The following is a 19,959-nucleotide window of genomic DNA, read 5'->3' as shown; positions in this document are numbered from 1 at the left end:
ACAAAAACTTTCTTCATCTTTACATTAGTTTACGTAGCGTATTATTTCAGCTGATAAAATGTCGAAAACCATTTTTAAGAGACCAATAATGAACAACATAAAACAGATTTCTGCGTTTGGCTGCATCTTGATGTTAGTGTCAGGTGCCACTTTTGCCGCTGGACAAGGAAAAGCATCTGGGCCTTCTAAGTCTCGTTCCATCGCCGTAGTGACAGAACCGGTTGCCACTCATCAAATCTCTCAGACACTCACCTTAGTTGGCAAACTGGAAGCAGAAGAATCGGTTGTGATCGCTCCTGAAGTTTCAGGGAAAATTAACATTATTAATGTCTCTGCCAATCAGAAGGTTGATAAAGGGCAACTGTTGATTCAATTGAATGACGATAAAGCCAAAGCGGTCCTTTCGGAAGCTGAGGCTTATTTGCGTGATGAGCAGAGAAAACTGGCCGAGTTTGAACGGCTAGCGAAGAAGGGAGCAATTACCCAAACAGAAATAGACGCTCAAAAAGCCAGTGTCGATATTGCAAGAGCAAGACTTGATGCGGCCAATGCCAGCTTAAAGGATCTTAACATTACCGCTCCATTTTCTGGCACCGTGGGTTTTGTCGATTTTAGCCGAGGAAAAATGGTTAGTGCAGGCTCTGAGTTGATTACACTGGATAATTTATCGGTGATGCAACTGGACTTGCAAATTCCAGAGCGCTATTTATCTATGCTTTCAAAGGGTATGGATGTGAAAGCGACAACGAACGCTTGGGGTGGCCGTGAATTCTCGGGCAAACTGATGGGCATTGATACTCGCATTAATAGCGAGACTCTGAACTTACGAGTGAGAATTAAATTTGATAACCCGGATAATCAACTTAAACCGGGTATGTTGATGTCTGGCACGATGGAGTTTCCTGCCCTATCAGCGGCTATTATTCCTGTACAAGCGTTGCAATACTCCGGTACGAAGCGATACGTGTATGTGGTTGATGACAATAATAAAGCCAAACGCACAGAAGTAATTTTAGGCGCTCGTATTGGTAATGAAGTGGTGATTGAAACGGGGCTAGAGATCGGTGAAAGAATCGTAGTACAAGGCATAGTGAATATTCGCGATGGTATTACGGTTGTCGAACAGGGGCAAAAGCAAGCGGCGATTGCGAGTAAGGGTACAGACGCTAGCAAAGGTGCAGAATAATGTTGTTATCAGATATTTCTGTAAAGCGGCCAGTTGCCGCTGTGGTGTTGAGCTTATTGCTGGTGGTATTTGGTATTGTCTCCTTTAATAAGCTGGCAGTAAGAGAAATGCCAGATATTGAAAACCCGGTTGTTTCTATATCTACACGCTATGAAGGTGCTTCAGCGACGATTATCGAAAGCCAGATTACATCTGTAATAGAAGATCAGCTTTCTGGCATTAGCGGTATTGATGAAATCACGTCAACCACTCGTAATAGCTCGTCTCGAATTAAAGTGACTTTTGAGCTTGGTTATGACTTGAACTCAGGGGTAAGTGACGTACGTGATGCCGTTGCGCGAGCACAACGTCGTCTTCCTGACGAAGCAGATGAACCACTGGTATACAAAAACAATGGCAGTGGGGAAGCATCGGTATACATCAATCTAAGTTCGTCAGAGATGGATAGAACACAGCTCACCGACTATACCGAACGTGTGTTGGTGGATCGCTTCAGTTTGATCTCAGGAGTGAGCTCGGTTGATATCTCAGGCGCACTGTATAAAGTGATGTACGTTAAGTTAAAACCTGAGCTAATGGCTGGTCGAGGCGTGACAGCCGCGGATATCACCGCTGCGCTGAAATCAGAAAACCTTGAAAGCCCAGGGGGAGAAGTACGTAACGACTCAATTGTTATGTCGGTACGTACCGCCAGAAGCTATAACCAAGTTGACGATTTCCAAGCGCTAGTGATTAAACGTTCAAGCGATGGGTCGCCTATTTATTTACGCGATGTTGCGGATGTATACATTGGTTCACAAAACGAAAACTCCACCTTTAAAAGCGATGGTGTGGTTAACGTTAGTATGGGTATTGTGCCTCAGTCGGACGCTAACCCTCTAGAAGTCGCGCAGATGGTGCATAAAGAAGTAGAGGATATACAGAAGTTTCTTCCTAGCGGAACGCGACTGGCGATAGATTATGACTCGACTATTTTCATCGACCGCTCAATTACTGAGGTATACAACACCTTATTTATTACCGGTGGTTTGGTTGTTCTTGTTCTTTACATCTTTATTGGTCAAGTTAGAGCAACAATCATCCCGGCGATAACCGTTCCCGTTTCGCTGATCTCGGCCTTTATCTCCGCCTACTTTTTTGGCTTCTCGATTAACCTAATTACCTTAATGGCACTGATATTGTCTATAGGCTTAGTGGTTGATGATGCCATTGTGGTGGTAGAAAACATCTTCCACCATATTGAGAAGGGAGAGTCACCACTTGTCGCTGCCTATAAAGGGGCAAGAGAAGTGGGCTTTGCGGTTGTTGCGACCACTCTGGTTTTGGTGATGGTATTCCTGCCTATTTCATTTATGGATGGAATGGTTGGCCTAATGTTCACTGAATTCTCAGTGTTGCTGTCAATGTCCGTTATCTTCTCGTCTTTGATAGCACTAACCCTGACTCCAGTTCTGGGCAGTAAAATTCTAAAAGCGAATGTAAAGCCCAACGCCTTTAATCGTGGGGTAGAGTTTCTATTCAGCAAGTTGGAAAAGGGCTATCGATTCCTATTAGTGAAAGCAATGCGTGTGCGGTTAATTGCGCCGCTGGTCATCTTAGCGTGTATTGGTGGTAGCTATGGCCTAATGAAGCAGGTGCCTTCACAGTTAGCTCCGGCTGAAGATAGAGGCGTGTTGTTGGCCTTTGTCAGAGGGGCCGATGCGACAAGTTACAATAGAATGTCAGCAAATATGGACTTGGTTGAGTCAAAGCTGTTGCCATTATTAGGACAGGGGCTATTGAAGTCATTTAGCATTCAGACGCCAGCTTTTGGTGGCAGTGCCGGTGACCAAACGGGCTTTGTTATCATGATATTGGAAGACTGGAATGTGAGAACTCAGTCGGCTCAACAAGCGCTTGGTGTGGTAAGAAAAGCGTTAACAGGGATCCCTGATGCGCGTGTGATTCCTTTTACACCCGGTTTTAGAGGGGGATCAAGTGAGCCGGTTCAGTTTGTATTGGGTGGTTCCGATTATGTAGAGCTTAAAGAGTGGGCTGAGGTTCTTAAACAAGCCGCAGAAGATAGCCCACTAATGGAAGGCGCTGATATAAATTACTCAGAGAAAACGCCGGAGCTTGTTGTTACCGTTGATAAGCCACGAGCAGCTGAGTTGGGTATTAAAGTCTCTGACATCTCCAATACGCTAGAGATCATGCTGGGTGGTAAGAGCGAGACCACGTTTGTTGAGCGTGGCGAGGAATATGATGTTTACCTACGCGGGGATGAGAATAACTTTAACAATGCGCAAGATCTTAGCCAGATCTACATGAGAACCTCATCGGGCGAATTAGTCACGTTAGATGCTGTTACGCGTGTTGATGAAGTCGCCTCTGCCATTCGTCTTTCTCACTACAATAAGAAGAAAGCCATTACTGTTACTGCAAACCTAGTGGAAGGGGTCACTCTTGGCGAAGCATTGGACTTCCTTGACAATAAGGCCATTGAAACGCTGCCCGGAGACATCTCTATAAGCTACTCCGGTGAATCAAAAGACTATAAAGAGAATCAGTCGAGTATTTTGGTGGTGTTTGCATTGGCTCTCTTGGTTGCGTATTTAGTCTTGGCCGCTCAGTTTGAAAGTTTTGTTAACCCGCTGGTGGTGATGTTCACTGTTCCTATGGGGGTCTTTGGTGGGTTCTTAGGACTCTTTTTAATGAGTCAAGGACTGAACATCTACAGTCAGATAGGCATGATCATGCTGATTGGAATGGTTACAAAGAACGGTATCTTGATTGTGGAGTTTGCCAACCAGCTTCGAGATAAAGGAATTGAGTTTGAAAAAGCGATCATAGACGCATCAGCTCGACGCTTACGTCCGATTTTGATGACCGCGTTTACTACACTGGCCGGAGCAATTCCGCTGATTACGTCTAGCGGTGCGGGTTATGAAAGTCGTGTTGCGGTAGGTACGGTTATCTTTTTTGGAATGGCCTTTGCCACACTGGTGACACTATTTGTTATTCCAGCAATGTATCGTGTACTTTCTGCTGCAACTAGAGCACCGGGACATGTTGAACATGAGCTAACTAAGCAATTAGAGCATGAAGTAAAAGCCAGAATCAGTCACTGATAGACGATAATTAATACAAACAGCCGGACATTGGAAACAGTGTCTGGTTTTTTTATATTTAAAAAAATAGAAAATAATGAATGGAACAGGTGATTTATGTTTAGAGGGATTAAACGAAATAATTTTGAAGGGAAGGTTAAAGGGTGGGCATGTGAATGCCCTTCCTTTAATAACCTAATTAACTGAATTAATGAATGATATCAATTAGTTAAGTAGAGCAAGCATTGTTGAAGCAGCAACGATAATTGCGCCGATAACACGTAGACCTAAAGGTGCTTGGTTATACTCTCTGATGTCACTGTCGTGCCAAGTTTGTAATGCGTTGCGTAGATCTCTGTTTACCATAATTCTCTCTCCCATTTTGGGTTAACTCATAAAGTGAAGTACCTTTAACTTTCGCTATACTGCGTCTATCAAGTGTATTTTGATTGTATATACACTGAAATATAATTGCAATCAAAATGTCACATTAAGTGGAGATTATTTTTTTTAAACGAGCTTTTCGGAAAAATCGCATAGAAATCGTACAATTAGTGAGCGATTTTGGCTGTTTTTAAGGCAGGATCACCATGATCCTATTGCTGATCTTTCAAGGCGTAAATACGCCGCGTTAAGTGGCAGCATTAACAAGGGGTCCGCATAACCGTATTTATTAACCGCGCACAATCTATTTCTGGTTATGTTTCTCTATAAACGATAAAATGGAGAAAATTATTCTAAATAAAGCAGAGCAATGAAAATCGAATTAGATAAAACCGACCGAAAACTACTGTCGATATTACAGACAGATAGCACAGTGTCATTAAATGAGTTAGCTGAAACCGTAAACTTAACCACCACACCGTGTTGGAAGCGATTAAAAAGAATGGAAGACAACGGGGTGATCAGTAAGCGTGTCGCGCTGTTAAACCCCGAGAAGCTTGGCTTACTGTTTACCGCATTTGTGTTGATCAAAACCATTGATCATTCTCATGAGTGGTACCATCAATTTGTAGAAACTGTTACCCCTTTTCCTGAAGTGATGGAGTTTTATCGCATGGCGGGAGAGTATGACTACATGATGAAAGTTCAAGTTGAAGACATGAAGTGTTTTGATGAGTTTTATAAAAGATTGGTAAACAGCGTAGAAGGCATCTCAAACGTGACCTCAACTTTTGCCATGGAGCCCCTTAAGTACACCACAGCATTACCGATTGATGACAGATAGTGCCCCAGTTAATTACCATGCCCAAGCCGTAGCGATAAGCTATTCACTTGGGCATGATTCAATTGGCTATTGAGTAAAGCGCATAACACCTTCTTGGATAGCAGACGCAACTAAGTCACCCTGCTGATTAAAGATCTCCCCTCTGACTAAGCCTCGTGAATTACATGCCGTCGGGCTCTCGATGGAGTAGAGCAGCCATTCGTCCATTTTAAATGGGCGATGAAACCACATTGAGTGATCGATAGTGGCTACCTGAAAGTTCGGTGTCATCAGGGTCACTTTGTGAGGGTGCATGGCAGTGACAAGGAAGCCCCAATCCGCCGCATACGCGAGTAGATACTGGTGGATCATCTGATTGTCCGGTACGCTACCGTTGGCTTTGATCCACAAATACTGTTTCGCTTCCGCTTTTACCGGTTTTAAAGGATTGATGACGGTAACAGGGCGAACCTCAATGGGCTTTTCGCCACAAAAAACTTGTTTGATCTTCTCAGGCAAAAACTCTGCAATTTTCTGTGCCAGCTCACTTTCAGATTGGTAATGCTCTGGGCTGTCGATAGTTGGCATCGGGTTTTGATGCTCAAAACCTTCTGCTTCGCCATGATAAGAAGCGGTAAGGTAAAATATCGGTCGGCCATTTTGAACCGCTTTGACACGGCGAGTGCTGAAACTGCGGCCGTCTCGTAAATTCTCGACATCATAGATGATCGGTTTCTCAGGATCTCCGGGATAAAGAAAGTAGCTGTGAAAGGAGTGAGCGATACGATCATTATCCACCGTGTATCTTGCTGCAGATAACGCTTGTCCCATCACCTGACCACCGTAAACTTGTGGAAGTCCTAGATGTTCGCTTTGTCCACGAAACAGGCCTTGTTCTAATTGTTCCAGCTGTAATAGATCCAATAGTGCTTGTAACGGCTTACTCATATTTCCCTCTTTGGACGCGCATCAAACTTTTGTTAAATAAATACATTCTAAGTGTTCCAATATCAAGTGCTTCTTATAGTCTATCAACAATACTTTGATAGAGAGGGCGTTATGAAAAGGACTATCTACCTTATTGCATCGGTAATATTGGCTTGGTTATTGGTTGGTTGTGAAACAACAGAGAAAGTTGCAACGTCAAACAAAGACGCACAACAGCAAGAAGTGATGCGCGCAATTTCCGGAATTGTATTTTATAGAGAAAGAATCGCATTGCACCCTGACGCTGAAGTACAAATAACGTTAGAAGATGTCTCGCTGGCGGATGCACCCTCTAAAGTTATCGCCCAGCAAACTTTTACCAGCGATGGTGATCAGGTGCCGCTCGACTTTGAGTTAAGTTATGACGCAAATGAGATACAACCGAATCATCGCTATAGTGTTAGAGCGCAAATTCGTCTAGAGGGTGAGCTTATCTATACTACAGATAGCAGCTATCCGGTGATTACCGATGTTCATTCAACGGACAATGTGCAGCTATTGCTGATAACAGTGCAGTAGTGTTAGGGGCGTTTTAAAGCTGCCACCGGTAGACTTTTAATGAAATTCTACCGGATTCGCTCACCGCAATGCCTTCAGATTCTAATCGTAATTTTTGGCGCTGGTAGCTTTCTCCTTTCAGGGATATTTTGCCAGCGCTATTGATCACCCGAAACCAAGGTAGCTTTGAGTCTTTGGGTAGGTTGGATAGCGCTTTTCCGACATGGCGGGCATAGCCGGGATAGCCTGCCATTTTCGCCACTTCACCATAGGTGGATACCTTTCCCTCAGGTATCTTATAAATAACCATATAAACCTGCTGCAAAAACGAGTCCATACACACCTTTTATTGTTCTATTACTGTCTTTATATCGATGTATCATATCCTTGTTAAGGTGAGATTGAATAGCGCTTTTTATGAGAGTTGGCTTAGTATGGTGTGAGTTATAAAACGTCAATAAGAGCAATTATTCGCCATTTAAACTCGAATGTGTTGATTTCGACCTTAGATGGCTTGCAATGAGAAGTGGGATAGTCGATAATCCTCCGCACTCGCTGCTGATAAGCTCGCGAAACAGAATCTATGGAGGCCCTGGTCCTCTCGCAACAATACTTCGTTTAATTGGTCAGGCCCGGAAGGGAGCAGCCAGGGTGAATGACTTGTGTGCCGGGATGTGGCTGGGGCTTCCACCCATTTAAAACGCCGCTTTTATTAGCGGCGTTTTGCTATCTAGCGAATGTCATTTCACATTCCTCAAAACTACTCCAACCCTTCAACACTCCGCTGCTCATCCAGAGTAATCAACTCGTTCAAATACACCATAACGGCATTAAGTTCGTTTTGATCAGCATCGGTTAACGTTGAGTGTAGGGTAACTAAGTAGTCGCGTGCTAATAGCGGCATATTGGCAATTTCGGTTTGGTTGGGTATTAAGTTAGGCATAGTTGCCTCCATAGGTGGTTAATTATATTCACCACAGAAAGGTCCTAAGCTTTGGGTGGTGAACTGAACAGGGTTAGGACTACCGCCACCTAGGAACGGTCAGCATAAATGCTGCCCCGTCCAGCTCACCATTATTTCTACAAATACTTCGTTTTTGAGCATTTATTAAAATCAGGTATACAAAGCTACGCAGTAATCAGAGTGAAACTCTGCTGCGCTCTAAGTGTAAACGGGGTCCTAAACCCGACACTGGATTTTGCCAGTGCTGGAGTAGGGTATAAAAAGAATGGCTGTGGTGCAATGGCGTATTTGTATAGTTCTACGACTGTTGCATCTATGCTTTCTGCGTTGAGATGTCCTTGGTAAAGTTCATTGATCAGGTGGGGATAACTTTTCCCCCAAGACTCTTCACAATGACCACCATTGTCAGTGGTTTTTGGTTTTTTGCAATACTAGAAGTTATCTAAAAGGTTTATTCCGTCCTGAGCGCCTGAATTGTTTTGTCCAGAACCTTCACCGTTGGTACTTCGTAACTCAGAAATACCCCATTGTTTGTTACGCTTCTAAATACGTTACAGATGATCAGCTAATTTTATCGACAGTTCAGTCTCGTTTTGTCGATAGAAGATTTAGTAACATATTGTTAATAAAAGGATTGGTACTATTCTTCATAGGATGAAGCGCATTGTTAAAAAGTGATAACACGCTGGCTCGTTTTTATGTGATGACAGAATACATAGTTCGATGTATTTTCTTTAATTTTTAGTGAGTTATGATAAGTTGATGGAAAGTCAGGCAGACAGGAAAACGAGACTGCCTGTTATTAAGAATGTTAGCTGTTTTTATTAAGGTGGTATCTTGCGGCTAGAATCAAATCTTGAAAACGTATTGAGTGAAATTGACTCTTTTGAGTGGCATCTGGATGCATATGTATCTTCTAATGAGCCATTATGCATGTCGTCTTCAATACTTATTATTGATGATGACGAAGAAGACGAGCGAGATGAAAATGATGAGCCACTTTATCCTGCTTCAAAAGGCTATAAGAGTTTTATGAGTGTTGCTGACCTACAAAGTATCAAAGGTAACTTACTTGAGCAAAGAACCAGCCACAGTCAGAGCGAACTTTTTAATGCTGTAAAATACTATTACGAAAATGATGCGTTTTTTCCGTTCAACAGCTAACAAGGCCTTTAAACGGGACAAATACAGTTGGCTTTGTTTCGTGCCTCAACAAGTGTAGCCAACTACTTTTGTCCGCTTAATGCGGCGTTAAGTGTCTATCAAATATGACAGAGGATGTATGAACCACTGGTTGAAAATCAAAATCCCTATTGATTCTGAAGTTGATCTAAAATCAGAAATGGCTGCTCCTCAACATGTTACGGATTACTACATTCAACATGGCGATAAGCAACTTTGCTTTTGGCTGACCGACGATAGTAACCTGTTTGGTGTATCAAAGGTGTTAAGAAGTTTCTGCTGTAAGCGTGCGGATATCCACTCAATAGTATTAGAGTATGTAAAACCTGCAAAAGGGCAAGGTTGGGTATCATTGGAAGCATATGGTTTCAATAATCGCAGCATTGGATCATTAGGTAGTGCTAGATATTCAATTAAATCATTGGAATGGTTGAGTGAGGTTCAAATTGAACTTGCCAATGAATTTGGTTTTACAGTCTGTAGCCTAGAGTTAGGTTATGACACTTAACAAACTGCTTAAGATGGACTGCTAACGCTCGGCAATTTTGATTCTAGCTTGATATAGTGTTTACGGTGGTTTGTTCAAGCAGATTAGCTATGCGTCGTCAGCCACTTAGCAAGGACGTTACCAAATCTGCAGTTCTAACTTGAAACTGACCACAAATGTTTCAGAGAACGATACTCTGCAATATGATGTTTAATAGATGCAAGGGACTGTCGGATTGATTGCAATGGTGTAGTAGTTAGAGTGAAACCTATCTTAGACAGTGCCGAGTATCATTGTTGATTTAATGAAAGCTAATTACAGGGCACTGACCGTTTTGTTATTTAGCGTTTGCCAAATTAAAGAATACCTATAGCGTTAATGAAGTCGTTAAAATGTAAGCGCGTCATAATGATTTGCACAACTAAATATAAATGGAGTTAAAACAGCTGCTTTACTTATCCCTTTTTAAATTCGCGAATAAATTTATAGATAGTATGTCGGGTAATATTTAGTTTTCCAGCAACTATAAGAACAGATTCTTTGAATTCAAAAATACCGTTGCTATATAGGATTTCACAAATTGACTTATTTCGACGTTTAGCCGTTACATGACTAGCGTTGTCAACGGTTTCAATTGCTTGGTCAAGTGCATTTTTTATGCTCGAAGTTGGATCAGAAACAAGAACTTCACTCGCTTTTGAACTTTCATTAGGAATGGTATAACTGGCGAGGAACTCATTGAGTGGTACAGACATGTTAATGTTAATACTGATCAGGCCAATAGGCTTACTACCGTTAGTAATTACCAGTATCGAAGACTTTAACATAGTGTCACCAACCTCAACAAAGTAAGGCTGAACTCGGTTCTCACCTGTCGATTGATATTCAAATACAACTCGTAACGCTTTGTCTGAAATGGGATCTCCTACTTTACGGTGACTGATACCACCATTGACAATTTTTACGACGGACATTTCAACATCTTCAAGAGAGTGAACGACAACTTCGCAATGTTCACCATTTATTGACGCCACTAGATCTGCGATATCAAAGTATTTCTCCAATACTTCTTGATCTTCTTGGTTAAAGTTAAAAGAGCGGCTTGCAGATTTGTACATGAAAATCTCCGTTTTATTGCATTATGTTTCTATTTTCACAACCACAAAATTCTAACAAATATTAAAACTTTGTGGTTTGATTTGTCGAGGAAAGTAGGAGCGATTCAGTTATAGAGAATGATATGCTGTTTTAACGCCTACAATTTTAAAAAGGGAGCAGTTACGTTCAGCAACTGCTCCCTTTTCCTAATATTTACTTCATTAAACGACTATTATAAGTCAGATTAATTTATACATTTTGAAAGTGTTTTAGTCAGTTGAAATTAATACTCACTTTCGTAATTTCTCCCTCTATCCAGCAATTAGTGCAATTGATAGTTCGGCGAACAATGTGGCTGAATAGAAAAACCTTTAGTTGCATCAGTGGGAGATCGTCCTGAAATTATTACCTATTAACAGATGCTGCTGATGCGTTTGAAACAGGAGCCATATTATTAACAAAAACACCTCCTGAAGCAATAGTACCCGTAAGAATAATAAAATCGCTATCTAATGAAACGCAAAAAAATAAGCCCCTTTCTCTATTGAGGAAGAGGCTTATCGGACAAACTATTTAAACTTATGACTCAGTTGCGAGTTCTAGATTTTCTTCTTTGTCTTTTGCTGCAAATTTCATAAACGCGACCATCGAGATGATAACGACAGCAATAGCAACCAAACGGATTACAGTCACTTCTTCACCTAGTGCGAATACAGCAAGAACAAATGAAGATAGAGGCATTAAGTTAAGAGCCATACCTGTACCATCAACACCAACACGTTCCATTGCGTAGATGTAGATAAGGTAACTTGTACCTGAGATGCCCACACCAAGAATACAAATGGCTAAGATACGTAAAGGAGAACTAAATACGTTTAGTGCAGAAGAGAAGTCTGCGCCAGAAACCATCAAATACAAACCAAAACCAAGTGATGCAAAGATGAACTGGTGGAACATGGTTGCTACAGAACCATACTTCTCAGCAAGGATTGCGCGGCTGTATGCAGTACATGAGAAGCTAGCGGCACTTAGAAGACAGATAAGGTGACCGATGTTAAATCCATTCGTTTCTGCTGTTGGATCCATAACCAGAATGGCAACACCAGCAAACGCACCAAGAGCCGCTCCTATTTGCATAACAGTGAAACGTGCGTTATGACGAAGGAAACCAACTGACAGAATTAGAATAGGAATTAGACCTTGAATCACGCCATTTTCTGATGCGGTGATATAGTCAAGAGATAGGAATGATAGATAGCTGAATGCGCCTTGACCGATAATACCACAGGCTGCAGTCCAGAAAAGATCACTTCTGTTGGCCCAGCTTATTTCAAATTTTTTCTTTCTTTCCATTTTTCCACTTGCTAGGCCAATGTTGAAAACCGTGCCAAGTGTAATAAATGCAACCGTATAACGAACCCATACTAGTACCTGTGCATCCATTACTTCAAGAATAGGTGTGCCTACAATCCAAGGGATGCCCCAAAGCAAGCCAATGAAAATTGCTGCGCACCAACCTTTAACTTGATTACTCATAATTTTATTTCTCTTTTGTTTATTGTTTATTGAGTGCCCATAGACAGGGCACCTGTATTATTTGTTAATTACTGATTCAGCAGACGCCCATAACCTGGACAAGAAGCTTTCTTTCCAGTTAAGTGCATGGCGTGCCAGAACATAGCGGAATTGCTGCACACCACTGGAATATTAAACGTGTCTTCAATTTCCTGAATATGGTCAAGAACACGTAAATTGGTGCACGACATAAAGACAAGATCAGCACCAGATTCAGGCAATATTTTTTCTAAAGCCGCCAGCATTGATTCTTTAGATACTGTAGTGATGTTGGTGTCTTTTTCGATTCCAAGAGAACCCAGAACAACCACTTCAAACCCTGCATTGGTTAACTGTTCATATAATGGAAAGTTAACACCTGTTGGATAAGGGGAAAAAACGGCGATTTTCTTAGCACCTAAATGCTTGAATGACGCCTGAGCAGCCGTCCAAGGGTTGGTGGCAGGGATATCACCGCGGTTTTTAGTCAGTAGCTGAGATACTTTTTCTTCACCAATAATGATCGAGGCAGAAGTACACCCAAATGCCATTACGTCCATTGGCAATCCAGTTGCTATCAAGTCTGACGCATCACTGATACCTATCTTGATTTGATCTAACGCTTCTGGTGTCATTTCACTGCTGTAGTAAACACGAGAGCTAAATACCCCAGCTTGCGTGCCTAAAAGCTTCGCCCAGTCCATCTCTAAAGAATGGTCGGTGCTTAGCTGAACTAAGCCAATATGCACACGGTCAATTCTTGGTGCTTGTTCGTGTTCTAATGGCACTTCAAACTTTTTAAATTCTTCAAATGATTTCATAAATACACTCAAATTCGGATGTCATATCCAAGGAATAATATGACTAATTATAGCGGTTTATTTAATGACAATTAGTTCAGGTTCAGCGCGTTCACTCAGCCACTCTGCACCATCTTCAGTGATGACAATGTTTTCTTCATGAACCATTGACTTACCAGGTGCGTATACCATTCCTGGTTCTAAAGTCATGACCATGCCGGGCTTAAGAACGGTATTATCTGTTGCGGTGTTTGATGGACGCTCTGTTAATTCCATTCCAAGACCATGGCCAAGACGACCGACGTCATTTCCTAATGCACCATTTTCTTCAAGTACTTTCCACATTGCGTTGTAAATATCAGTGGTAGTTGCACCCGGACGAGCTGCTTCAAAACCTTTGGTTGTTGCTTCGTATGTTGCGCGGTAAGCGGCTTTGGTCTGCTCACTTGCATCTCCGAATGCCCAGTTGCGGTCGAAGTCAGAGAAGTAACCGTCACGTACAGCACCAGTATCGATGATTAGTACATCACCATGCTCAATAACACGATCGGTCGGTCCCATAATGATGCTGTCATAACCGTCAGCACCAGAGCCAGCAATGATGTATGGGCATTCGTCTGCACCTTCCAAAAGCATATCAACACGGAATTGTTTACAAATTTCTCGTTCTGTCATTCCTGTTTTTGCATATTCTGGAATCTTAGCGAAACCGACATTGGTGATACGGCAAATTTCTCTTGTTTTTTCGATTTCAGCTTGAGATTTAATTTGACGAAGTTCATGAATAGATAAAGAAACATCAACAAACTCTTTTTTAACCATTGTGGTCAACTGTAGGTAGTTGTTCACTGGCATACGCAAATGTGACTCTATTCCAAGCGTTGCACCGACACGACCATGCTTACATGGTAGAGAGTTCAGTACACTCGCGACTAGGCTGATGCCGTCGTCTTCTGGACGTGGCGACGGCCAAGTAATGATGTTGTCAATCCAAGTACCAGCCATACCACTTGCGCCGATTTCAGGAATAATAGCCGTTGGCTTGCCTTCTGCTGGAACCACAACAAACCAAGGACGAGTTGGGCTATGCCAGAACTGAGTGTGAAAACCAGTAAAGTAGCGCACGTTAGGTTCGGTAGTAAAAATCATCGCGTCCAGTTTTTGGTCGTGCATGATTTTTTGGGCTCTTTCAGTTCTGTTTTCAAATTCGGCTTGTTCAAAGCCTCTTTTTACAAAATTCATGATATTCCTTTTTTTTCTTATTAGATTATTTGATTACCTTTTCAGTTAAATATAGTTAACCATATATGTAAAGATTAGAATGCTTGTATCTATTCATTATTGTGATGAAGCTCCTAGGGTTAACATTTGTAACCCTTGTGGTAACTTTTCGGTTACAAAATGTTACTTTTATCAATAAGAACAATACTTACGACGAGTTTCATATCCGTGGCTGTAATACGTATTTTTCCCTGTCATCAAAGGGGGTTACAACAGTTTAGTGAGTAGTGTAGTGCTTTCCAATGCACTAAAAGGACATTTAAAATCACGATTTTAAATAAAAGCAAGAAAAAAGATTGTATGCACAAGCATTAATAGTTAACATTATTTGACTATTAGGTTGAGTGTGGACTCCGGTTAACTTTTGTTTACTATTGGCTGGGAGGTGCTGTTTAATTAGTGGTCAGACATGAACGTTTTATCGTATAGACCATTTGATACTCATCTCGCAAATAGAGTCAAAGAGCGCTCTAGAGAAAGTAATCGCTGACGTTAATAGCAATGCAACGATTAACCGTACAAGAAAAATTAGAGCCATAACAAAACGGCTTTGTGAAAATGGAATTTTTGAGCTTAAAGAGACGGCTGCACTCGTATCTAAATGCTTTGAAACTACTCGTCACGCTATATACATATATAACCGCGAGTTCAAAACACAAAAATAAACAAGAGAGATATACAATGAAAACTAAAATTCACACTGACTCAGCTCCAGCAGCAATCGGCCCTTACTCACAAGCACTTGCATTCCAGGAACTCGTGTTCACATCAGGCCAGTTACCTTTAGACCCTGCAACGATGGCTTTTCCTGAAGGCGGGATCAAAGAGCAGGCACTACAATCGTTAAAAAATCTTAAGGCTGTACTGGAAGCAAGTGGCGCTTCTATAGATACAGTTCTTAAAACGACCTGTTTCTTAGCTGATATGGAAGATTTTGTTGCATTCAATGAAATGTATACAGAAATATTTGGAACTGAAAACGCGCCAGCACGCTCATGCGTACAGGCCGCTCGTCTTCCAAAAGACGCGCTCGTTGAAATCGAAGCAGTTGCTTACATTAATAAGTAGCCGTGGGAAAGGCCATAGTTACTATGGCCGCTCGATTTTTACTTATTATCAACTACTCATTTGAAAGAAGTTATTATGCTGAAGATATCAAAAAATACGTTTTACACGGGTAAGACATCGCCACTCTTCAATGAGTCGGTCGCTAGGGAAGCGCTTGATTTCCATAAAAAAATAGAAGGCTATCAAGAAACACCTTTAGTTTCTTTAACTAAATTAGCTGAGCAGCTTGGTGTGAAATCTATCCTAGTGAAAGATGAATCTAAACGCTTTGGACTAAACGCATTTAAAGTCCTTGGTGGCTCTTACGCTTTAGGAAAGCTACTGGCCGAACACCTTGGTGAAGATATTTCAGATATCAATTTAAAAACAGTGGCTTCAAAGTTAGAAAACCCTTTGGTATTTACTACTGCTACTGCGGGTAACCACGGAACAGGCGTTGCTTGGGCGGCAAGAGAAATGGGCCAAAAAGCGGTTGTATATATGCCAAAAGGTGCTGCACAAACAAGTGTTGACCGTATTAAGGGCTTAGGCGCGGAATGTATCGTGACCGATGTAAATTACGATGATACGGTGCGTCTAGCTAACCAAACCGCTCAAGAGAACAACTGGATGTTGGTTCAAGATACGGCATGGGAAGGCTACGACAAGATCCCAACATGGATTTCTCAAGGTTATATGACAATGGCATTAGAAGCCGTTGAACAAGCTAAAGAATTAGAGCAGTTACCCACTCACGTTATTTTGCAAGCAGGTGTCGGTGCAATGGCTGGTGGTGTACTTGGTTGCCTTGCAGATGAGTTAGGCTCAGATACATTCAAAACAATTATTGCAGAACCAAGTGCAGCAGATTGTATTTATCGCTCTGGGACTAGTGAAGCTGGCGAAATGGTCAATGTCACGGGTGATCTAAATTCAATTATGGCAGGGTTGGCTTGTGGTGAACCTAACCCAGTAACTTGGCCTATCTTAAGAGATTGTACTCAACAGTTTGCTTCTGTTGATGATAACGTTTCTGCTACAGGAATGAGAATGCTAGGTAATCCTTTGTCTGGTGATCCTGCTGTAATAAGTGGAGAGTCTGGTGCTATCACTACGGGTTTGCTTTACTTATTGGCTAATCATCCTGAGGGTAAGAAAGCAGCACAAGAAATCGGTTTAAACAAAGATTCTATTGTCATGCTATTTAATACCGAAGGAGATACTAACCCTATCCGTTACCATCAAATTGTTTGGCAGGGCATGCTTCCTTTAGCGGAGTAATGGAACTGTATTCTTGATACCCTGATATTCCTCTCATGACCTTAGTGTTTTGAGAGGAATTTTTTTATATATTTGTTTTTATTAGCGACTTGTCTTAATTCGCTACGCAACTTTTTATAATGTTGCGCTTCGATGGCTGTGGTGCAATGGCGTATTTGTGTTTGATTTCATTCAATATAAATAGTGTTACTTAATGTGCCTGTCCTAGCAGGAGCTGTTACCCAATTGTCGTCGCGTTATCATCTTGCGTCACTCCAAAAGCTAAGTTAAAACGATGCTCCCTTGTGGTTCGCACTCGGTGTTTATATGAACATTCTGTTTGAGTAAATAGGCTCGAAACTTTCGAGCAGAGTCATACGTTTCAGAGCGTCTTTTTCTGGATTAACGATGACATTCGCGTAGATACAGTTTCGCAATTCGTTCTGCATTGAAGCCGCGAGTTCTGGATTAATAGTCGCTGATGGAGCAATTAACCCATCGTACTTCTCGTCATTCAATATCTCGGTGCCGTTTTTTTGTGTCGCGATGTTAAATGGGTACTGCTGCCAATTCGTTGGGAGCTCTTCTGGCTGGATTTCCTTCAGCTTTAAAGTAGGGCATTCGAACACACCAATGGCGAACAATTTATTCGCTATTTTTGGGGATTTGACATAACTGCCAAGCTCCAGCATCGCATTTTGTACGTTGCTGCTAAAATACATCACTGGGGTTGATGCTACGTTCCAACGTGCCCCCACTTTGTAAGAGCTGCCTTTTTTGTAGTCAGTCCATGTCTTTGCATTTTTTTTGTGTAGGGCTCGAAACAAAATCATGAAAAATCACCATAGCGCAGTCGCTCGATAACTTCTCGAAGTGCCTTTCTACCTGCCAACGTTTGTACTAACTCTATGGGAGCTCGTCCATCCAAAGAGGGCAATGCATCGTTTAACCATTCATCGATGAGCTCGGAATCACCCATAAACACATCTCGCATTTCAGCCCAGAAAGCCGTTAAATCACTGATATCCTGACTTTGTGGGATGGTCAGATGCTTTGGTCGAAGTCATGTATCTTAAACGTCTAGTCTCGGCACAAGACAATGAAATCCTTCTGTTTTTGCTGACGCTTCTTAACCCCAATAGCCTCTAATTTCTCCGGTACATATTTAGAACCTTATTGAAATGATAGTTTTGTTAATAGAGGTGTTAGTTTGTCATTGCTCAAAATCTAAACTACGTTAAATAAGTTGGCTAATATGTAATAGGTAGAATAATGAAAAGTATACTCTCCAAGCTCTCTGTAACGCGGCGTTTGGGGGTGATAGTGTTCCTATTTGCTGTAACCACTATCCTCATCGCAACGGATATTATTTTAACATTAGAAAAAAACAAAATTGACAGTACGATAATGAATATCGCTACTCGTCAACGAACGCTCACGACCAAGTACGCGAGCGAAATCATGTTATCAGTCTATGAAGGTCACCGTTCGGTTCACGCTACGCTGGACTACAACAACACAGGAAAACTGTATGAGTTGTCTCTGAATGCTCTAAAAAATGGAGGAGAGACATTCGAAGATATATCCATGAGTAAATCGCTAGAGTTACCCAGCAATCAAGCTCAACTGTTTATCAACCAAGTGAGTAAAACAGAGCAGTTGTGGGACAGACAAAAATCGATGGCCAATGCGCTTATCAGTTCAACGAGTAAACCAACGGAAGCGCAAGTCGATCAATTCATGCTTGCCAATCAAGAAACCCTTAACTCCATGAATGACGCAGTACTTATTTATAATCAGTACGCAGGAGAAAACATACAGGTACTAAAACAGGATATTATTTATATCTCTCTAATCGGTGTCACGATATGTATTCTCGTTACCGCAGTAATAGGAAGAACGATTACCAACCCGATTCATAAGCTCGTTGATGTAAGTTTGGCAACCAGTAAAGGTGATCTGGAAGAGCGCTCTGAAATAAATATGCTGGTTAACAATAGCGAGTTAGGTATTCTCGCCAAGAACGTTCAATCCATGAGGCATGCGCTCTCTTCCGTTGTAAAAGGCCTTAAGACGAGTGCGGTAAATATCACTAACTTATCTTCTCGTGTCGAAACCTTGTCCCATGAAGTAAACAGCAGTTATCAGGATGAAAAAAGCAAATACGAAGAGATCTCGGCAATCTCTGATGAGCTGGTAGCCACCTTTGATAAAGTGTCATTTACGGTGACACAAACCCTTGAATCAGCAAGTCAGAGCCAACAGAGCGCAAGCAAAGGTTTAAACTCAGTGAGTGAGAACATTAGAACCGTTGAGTTGGCATCAATCGAGTCTGAAAAAGTATCGGCCAATGTTCAAGAACTGAGCACGGTTGCAGAGCATGTCTACAGTATTATTGACGTAATACAAACCATAGCTGAGCAGACCAACTTACTGGCGCTCAATGCTGCTATTGAGGCGGCAAGAGCCGGTGAACAAGGTCGGGGTTTTGCTGTTGTCGCGGATGAAGTGCGTGTTCTTGCACAAAAAACCAATCACTCCACCGTAGAGATAAGTAACTTGCTTAACCAATTAACCGAGCGGGTCAAAATATCTGTCGACTCTGTAGAGCAACTTCAGGTCGAAGTTCAAAACAGCAAAAGGTGCAGCCATGAAACCGAGCAGAGCATTGAGCTTATTACCAGTTCAATTGAATTAACGGTGGGGCAGCAAAACGAAATAGCGTCTTTGATCGAACAGCAGTCAATGAGTATTAATGAGCTTAAAAAAGCACAGGATTACTTAACTAATTTGCTTGAGAACACCAATAAAAAAATCACCAGCAGTTCTCAGATTGCCGTGGATATGAGCGATATGGCCAAGGGAATTTCTTCCACCTTAAATGAGTTCACACTGGCAACCAAATAGTTAGGTACTGATTAATAAGTCGATAGCATTTGCGATGTTGCTATCGCTTTCTATAGGTGACTTTTGGCTGGGCGGTATGTCGGCCATAACTCGGGGATAGACAAAGATGGTAAAAACAGATGTAGATACAAATGGCAATCATATTACTATTTCAGCAGAAGGCGCTTTCGGCTTTAACATGGTGAGTGAGTTTCGAAATAGTTACGTAGAGTATAAGGAGTATGATTTTACTGTTGATTTTCGAAAGGTGGACTATATCGATAGCGCCGGGTTAGGGATGCTACTTAACATGCAAAACTATCTGGAAAAAAAGGATTTAGAGATCCGTATAACTAACCCATTACCTCAGGTAAAGAAAATACTAATGATATCGAGGTTTGATAAGAAGTTTATTATTGATTAAGAGCCTTCG

The 19,959-nt window shown here is 41.7% G+C and carries 21 protein-coding genes and 1 other RNA gene; 12 read left to right on the top strand and 10 right to left on the bottom strand.

The annotated features are described in order from the left end of the window. The first annotated feature begins 88 nt into the window (after positions 1-88). Together CHJ_RS09810 and CHJ_RS09805 are read left to right on the top strand one after the other, a co-directional pair. The gene (locus CHJ_RS09810) at positions 89-1,186 is read left to right on the top strand and encodes an efflux RND transporter periplasmic adaptor subunit (protein ID WP_411861543.1); all 1,098 of its coding nucleotides are present in this window, start codon (positions 89-91) and stop codon (positions 1,184-1,186) included. Next, positions 1,186-4,296 (top strand): multidrug efflux RND transporter permease subunit, encoded by a 3,111-nt coding sequence (locus CHJ_RS09805; protein ID WP_317917577.1) that lies wholly within the window; start codon positions 1,186-1,188, stop codon positions 4,294-4,296. The genes CHJ_RS09810 and CHJ_RS09805 overlap by 1 nt, the downstream gene beginning before the upstream one ends. A gap of 204 nt (positions 4,297-4,500) precedes the next feature. Here the strand turns inward: CHJ_RS09805 and CHJ_RS09800 are convergent, their stop codons facing one another. Beyond that, positions 4,501-4,641, bottom strand: coding sequence for a hypothetical protein (locus tag CHJ_RS09800; protein WP_171753183.1), 141 nt, complete (start codon positions 4,639-4,641; stop codon positions 4,501-4,503). Positions 4,642-5,029: 388 nt separating this feature from the next. Here CHJ_RS09800 and CHJ_RS09795 point away from each other — a divergent pair, with 388 nt between their 5' ends. Then, positions 5,030-5,503, top strand: a complete 474-nt coding sequence (locus CHJ_RS09795) for an Lrp/AsnC family transcriptional regulator (RefSeq protein WP_171753184.1) — start codon at positions 5,030-5,032, stop codon at positions 5,501-5,503. Between the two features lie 66 nt (positions 5,504-5,569). Here the strand turns inward: CHJ_RS09795 and tesB are convergent, their stop codons facing one another. Further along, on the bottom strand, positions 5,570-6,430 hold the full coding sequence (tesB, locus tag CHJ_RS09790) for an acyl-CoA thioesterase II (RefSeq protein WP_171753185.1): 861 nt from the start codon (positions 6,428-6,430) through the stop codon (positions 5,570-5,572). 111 nt (positions 6,431-6,541) lie between these two features. Between tesB and CHJ_RS09785 the strand changes: the two genes are divergently transcribed. Continuing rightward, a complete protein-coding gene (locus CHJ_RS09785; RefSeq protein ID WP_171753186.1) occupies positions 6,542-6,988 on the top strand; it encodes a YbaY family lipoprotein in 447 nt (148 codons plus the stop codon). A 13-nt stretch (positions 6,989-7,001) separates the two neighbouring features. Here the strand turns inward: CHJ_RS09785 and CHJ_RS09780 are convergent, their stop codons facing one another. Continuing rightward, positions 7,002-7,304 carry an MGMT family protein gene (locus tag CHJ_RS09780; protein ID WP_317917576.1) on the bottom strand — a complete coding sequence of 101 codons (303 nt, stop codon included), beginning with the start codon at positions 7,302-7,304 and terminating at the stop codon, positions 7,002-7,004. Between the two features lie 253 nt (positions 7,305-7,557). Here CHJ_RS09780 and ffs point away from each other — a divergent pair. After that, an RNA gene (gene ffs, locus CHJ_RS09775) (signal recognition particle sRNA small type) lies at positions 7,558-7,654 on the top strand. A 73-nt stretch (positions 7,655-7,727) separates the two neighbouring features. On the opposite strand, the gene CHJ_RS09770 is transcribed toward ffs, so the two are convergent. Next, complete coding sequence (locus CHJ_RS09770) at positions 7,728-7,910, bottom strand: hypothetical protein (RefSeq protein WP_317917575.1); 183 nt, start codon at positions 7,908-7,910, stop codon at positions 7,728-7,730. A gap of 858 nt (positions 7,911-8,768) precedes the next feature. Here CHJ_RS09770 and CHJ_RS09765 point away from each other — a divergent pair. Together CHJ_RS09765 and CHJ_RS09760 are read left to right on the top strand one after the other, a co-directional pair. Beyond that, a complete protein-coding gene (locus tag CHJ_RS09765; RefSeq protein WP_317917574.1) occupies positions 8,769-9,095 on the top strand; it encodes a hypothetical protein in 327 nt (108 codons plus the stop codon). Positions 9,096-9,213: 118 nt separating this feature from the next. Next, positions 9,214-9,621 carry a hypothetical protein gene (locus CHJ_RS09760; RefSeq protein WP_317917573.1) on the top strand — a complete coding sequence of 136 codons (408 nt, stop codon included), beginning with the start codon at positions 9,214-9,216 and terminating at the stop codon, positions 9,619-9,621. Between the two features lie 434 nt (positions 9,622-10,055). On the opposite strand, the gene CHJ_RS09755 is transcribed toward CHJ_RS09760, so the two are convergent. The 4 genes from CHJ_RS09755 to CHJ_RS09740 form a co-directional block, all read right to left on the bottom strand. Then, positions 10,056-10,718, bottom strand: a complete 663-nt coding sequence (locus CHJ_RS09755; RefSeq protein WP_171753199.1) for a transcriptional regulator — start codon at positions 10,716-10,718, stop codon at positions 10,056-10,058. A gap of 559 nt (positions 10,719-11,277) precedes the next feature. Then, positions 11,278-12,234 (bottom strand): DMT family transporter, encoded by a 957-nt coding sequence (locus CHJ_RS09750; RefSeq protein WP_317917572.1) that lies wholly within the window; start codon positions 12,232-12,234, stop codon positions 11,278-11,280. Between the two features lie 68 nt (positions 12,235-12,302). Further along, complete coding sequence (locus tag CHJ_RS09745) at positions 12,303-13,073, bottom strand: aspartate/glutamate racemase family protein (RefSeq protein ID WP_317917571.1); 771 nt, start codon at positions 13,071-13,073, stop codon at positions 12,303-12,305. Between the two features lie 57 nt (positions 13,074-13,130). Beyond that, the gene (locus CHJ_RS09740; RefSeq protein WP_216613391.1) at positions 13,131-14,294 is read right to left on the bottom strand and encodes a M24 family metallopeptidase; all 1,164 of its coding nucleotides are present in this window, start codon (positions 14,292-14,294) and stop codon (positions 13,131-13,133) included. Between the two features lie 473 nt (positions 14,295-14,767). On the opposite strand from CHJ_RS09740, the gene CHJ_RS24110 reads away from it, so the two are divergent. The 3 genes from CHJ_RS24110 (at position 14,768) to dpaL (ending at position 16,661) form a co-directional block, all read left to right on the top strand. Further along, positions 14,768-14,998 carry a helix-turn-helix domain-containing protein gene (locus CHJ_RS24110; protein WP_411861542.1) on the top strand — a complete coding sequence of 77 codons (231 nt, stop codon included), beginning with the start codon at positions 14,768-14,770 and terminating at the stop codon, positions 14,996-14,998. Positions 14,999-15,014: 16 nt separating this feature from the next. Next, positions 15,015-15,401 carry a RidA family protein gene (locus CHJ_RS09735; protein ID WP_171753202.1) on the top strand — a complete coding sequence of 129 codons (387 nt, stop codon included), beginning with the start codon at positions 15,015-15,017 and terminating at the stop codon, positions 15,399-15,401. Positions 15,402-15,476: 75 nt separating this feature from the next. Continuing rightward, positions 15,477-16,661, top strand: a complete 1,185-nt coding sequence (gene dpaL / locus CHJ_RS09730) for a diaminopropionate ammonia-lyase (RefSeq protein ID WP_317917570.1) — start codon at positions 15,477-15,479, stop codon at positions 16,659-16,661. Between the two features lie 302 nt (positions 16,662-16,963). Here the strand turns inward: dpaL and CHJ_RS09725 are convergent, their stop codons facing one another. Together CHJ_RS09725 and CHJ_RS09720 are read right to left on the bottom strand one after the other, a co-directional pair. Further along, positions 16,964-17,473, bottom strand: coding sequence for an RES family NAD+ phosphorylase (locus tag CHJ_RS09725; RefSeq protein WP_317917569.1), 510 nt, complete (start codon positions 17,471-17,473; stop codon positions 16,964-16,966). Continuing rightward, entirely contained in the window at positions 17,470-17,619 is a 150-nt protein-coding gene (locus CHJ_RS09720) for an MbcA/ParS/Xre antitoxin family protein (protein WP_317917568.1), read from the bottom strand. The genes CHJ_RS09725 and CHJ_RS09720 overlap by 4 nt, the downstream gene beginning before the upstream one ends. A 293-nt stretch (positions 17,620-17,912) precedes the next feature. Here CHJ_RS09720 and CHJ_RS09715 point away from each other — a divergent pair, with 293 nt between their 5' ends. Continuing rightward, a complete protein-coding gene (locus tag CHJ_RS09715; RefSeq protein ID WP_317917567.1) occupies positions 17,913-19,547 on the top strand; it encodes a methyl-accepting chemotaxis protein in 1,635 nt (544 codons plus the stop codon). A 106-nt stretch (positions 19,548-19,653) separates the two neighbouring features. Further along, positions 19,654-19,950: an STAS domain-containing protein gene (locus CHJ_RS09710; protein ID WP_171753207.1), complete on the top strand. Its 297-nt coding sequence runs from the start codon at positions 19,654-19,656 to the stop codon at positions 19,948-19,950. Positions 19,951-19,959 lie beyond the last annotated feature (9 nt).

Source organism: Vibrio sp. MACH09, from assembly GCF_033238805.1.
Lineage (GTDB): Bacteria > Pseudomonadota > Gammaproteobacteria > Enterobacterales > Vibrionaceae > Vibrio.
Note: the sequence above shows the minus strand (reverse complement) of the source record. Positions and strands in the feature narration are given on the sequence as shown.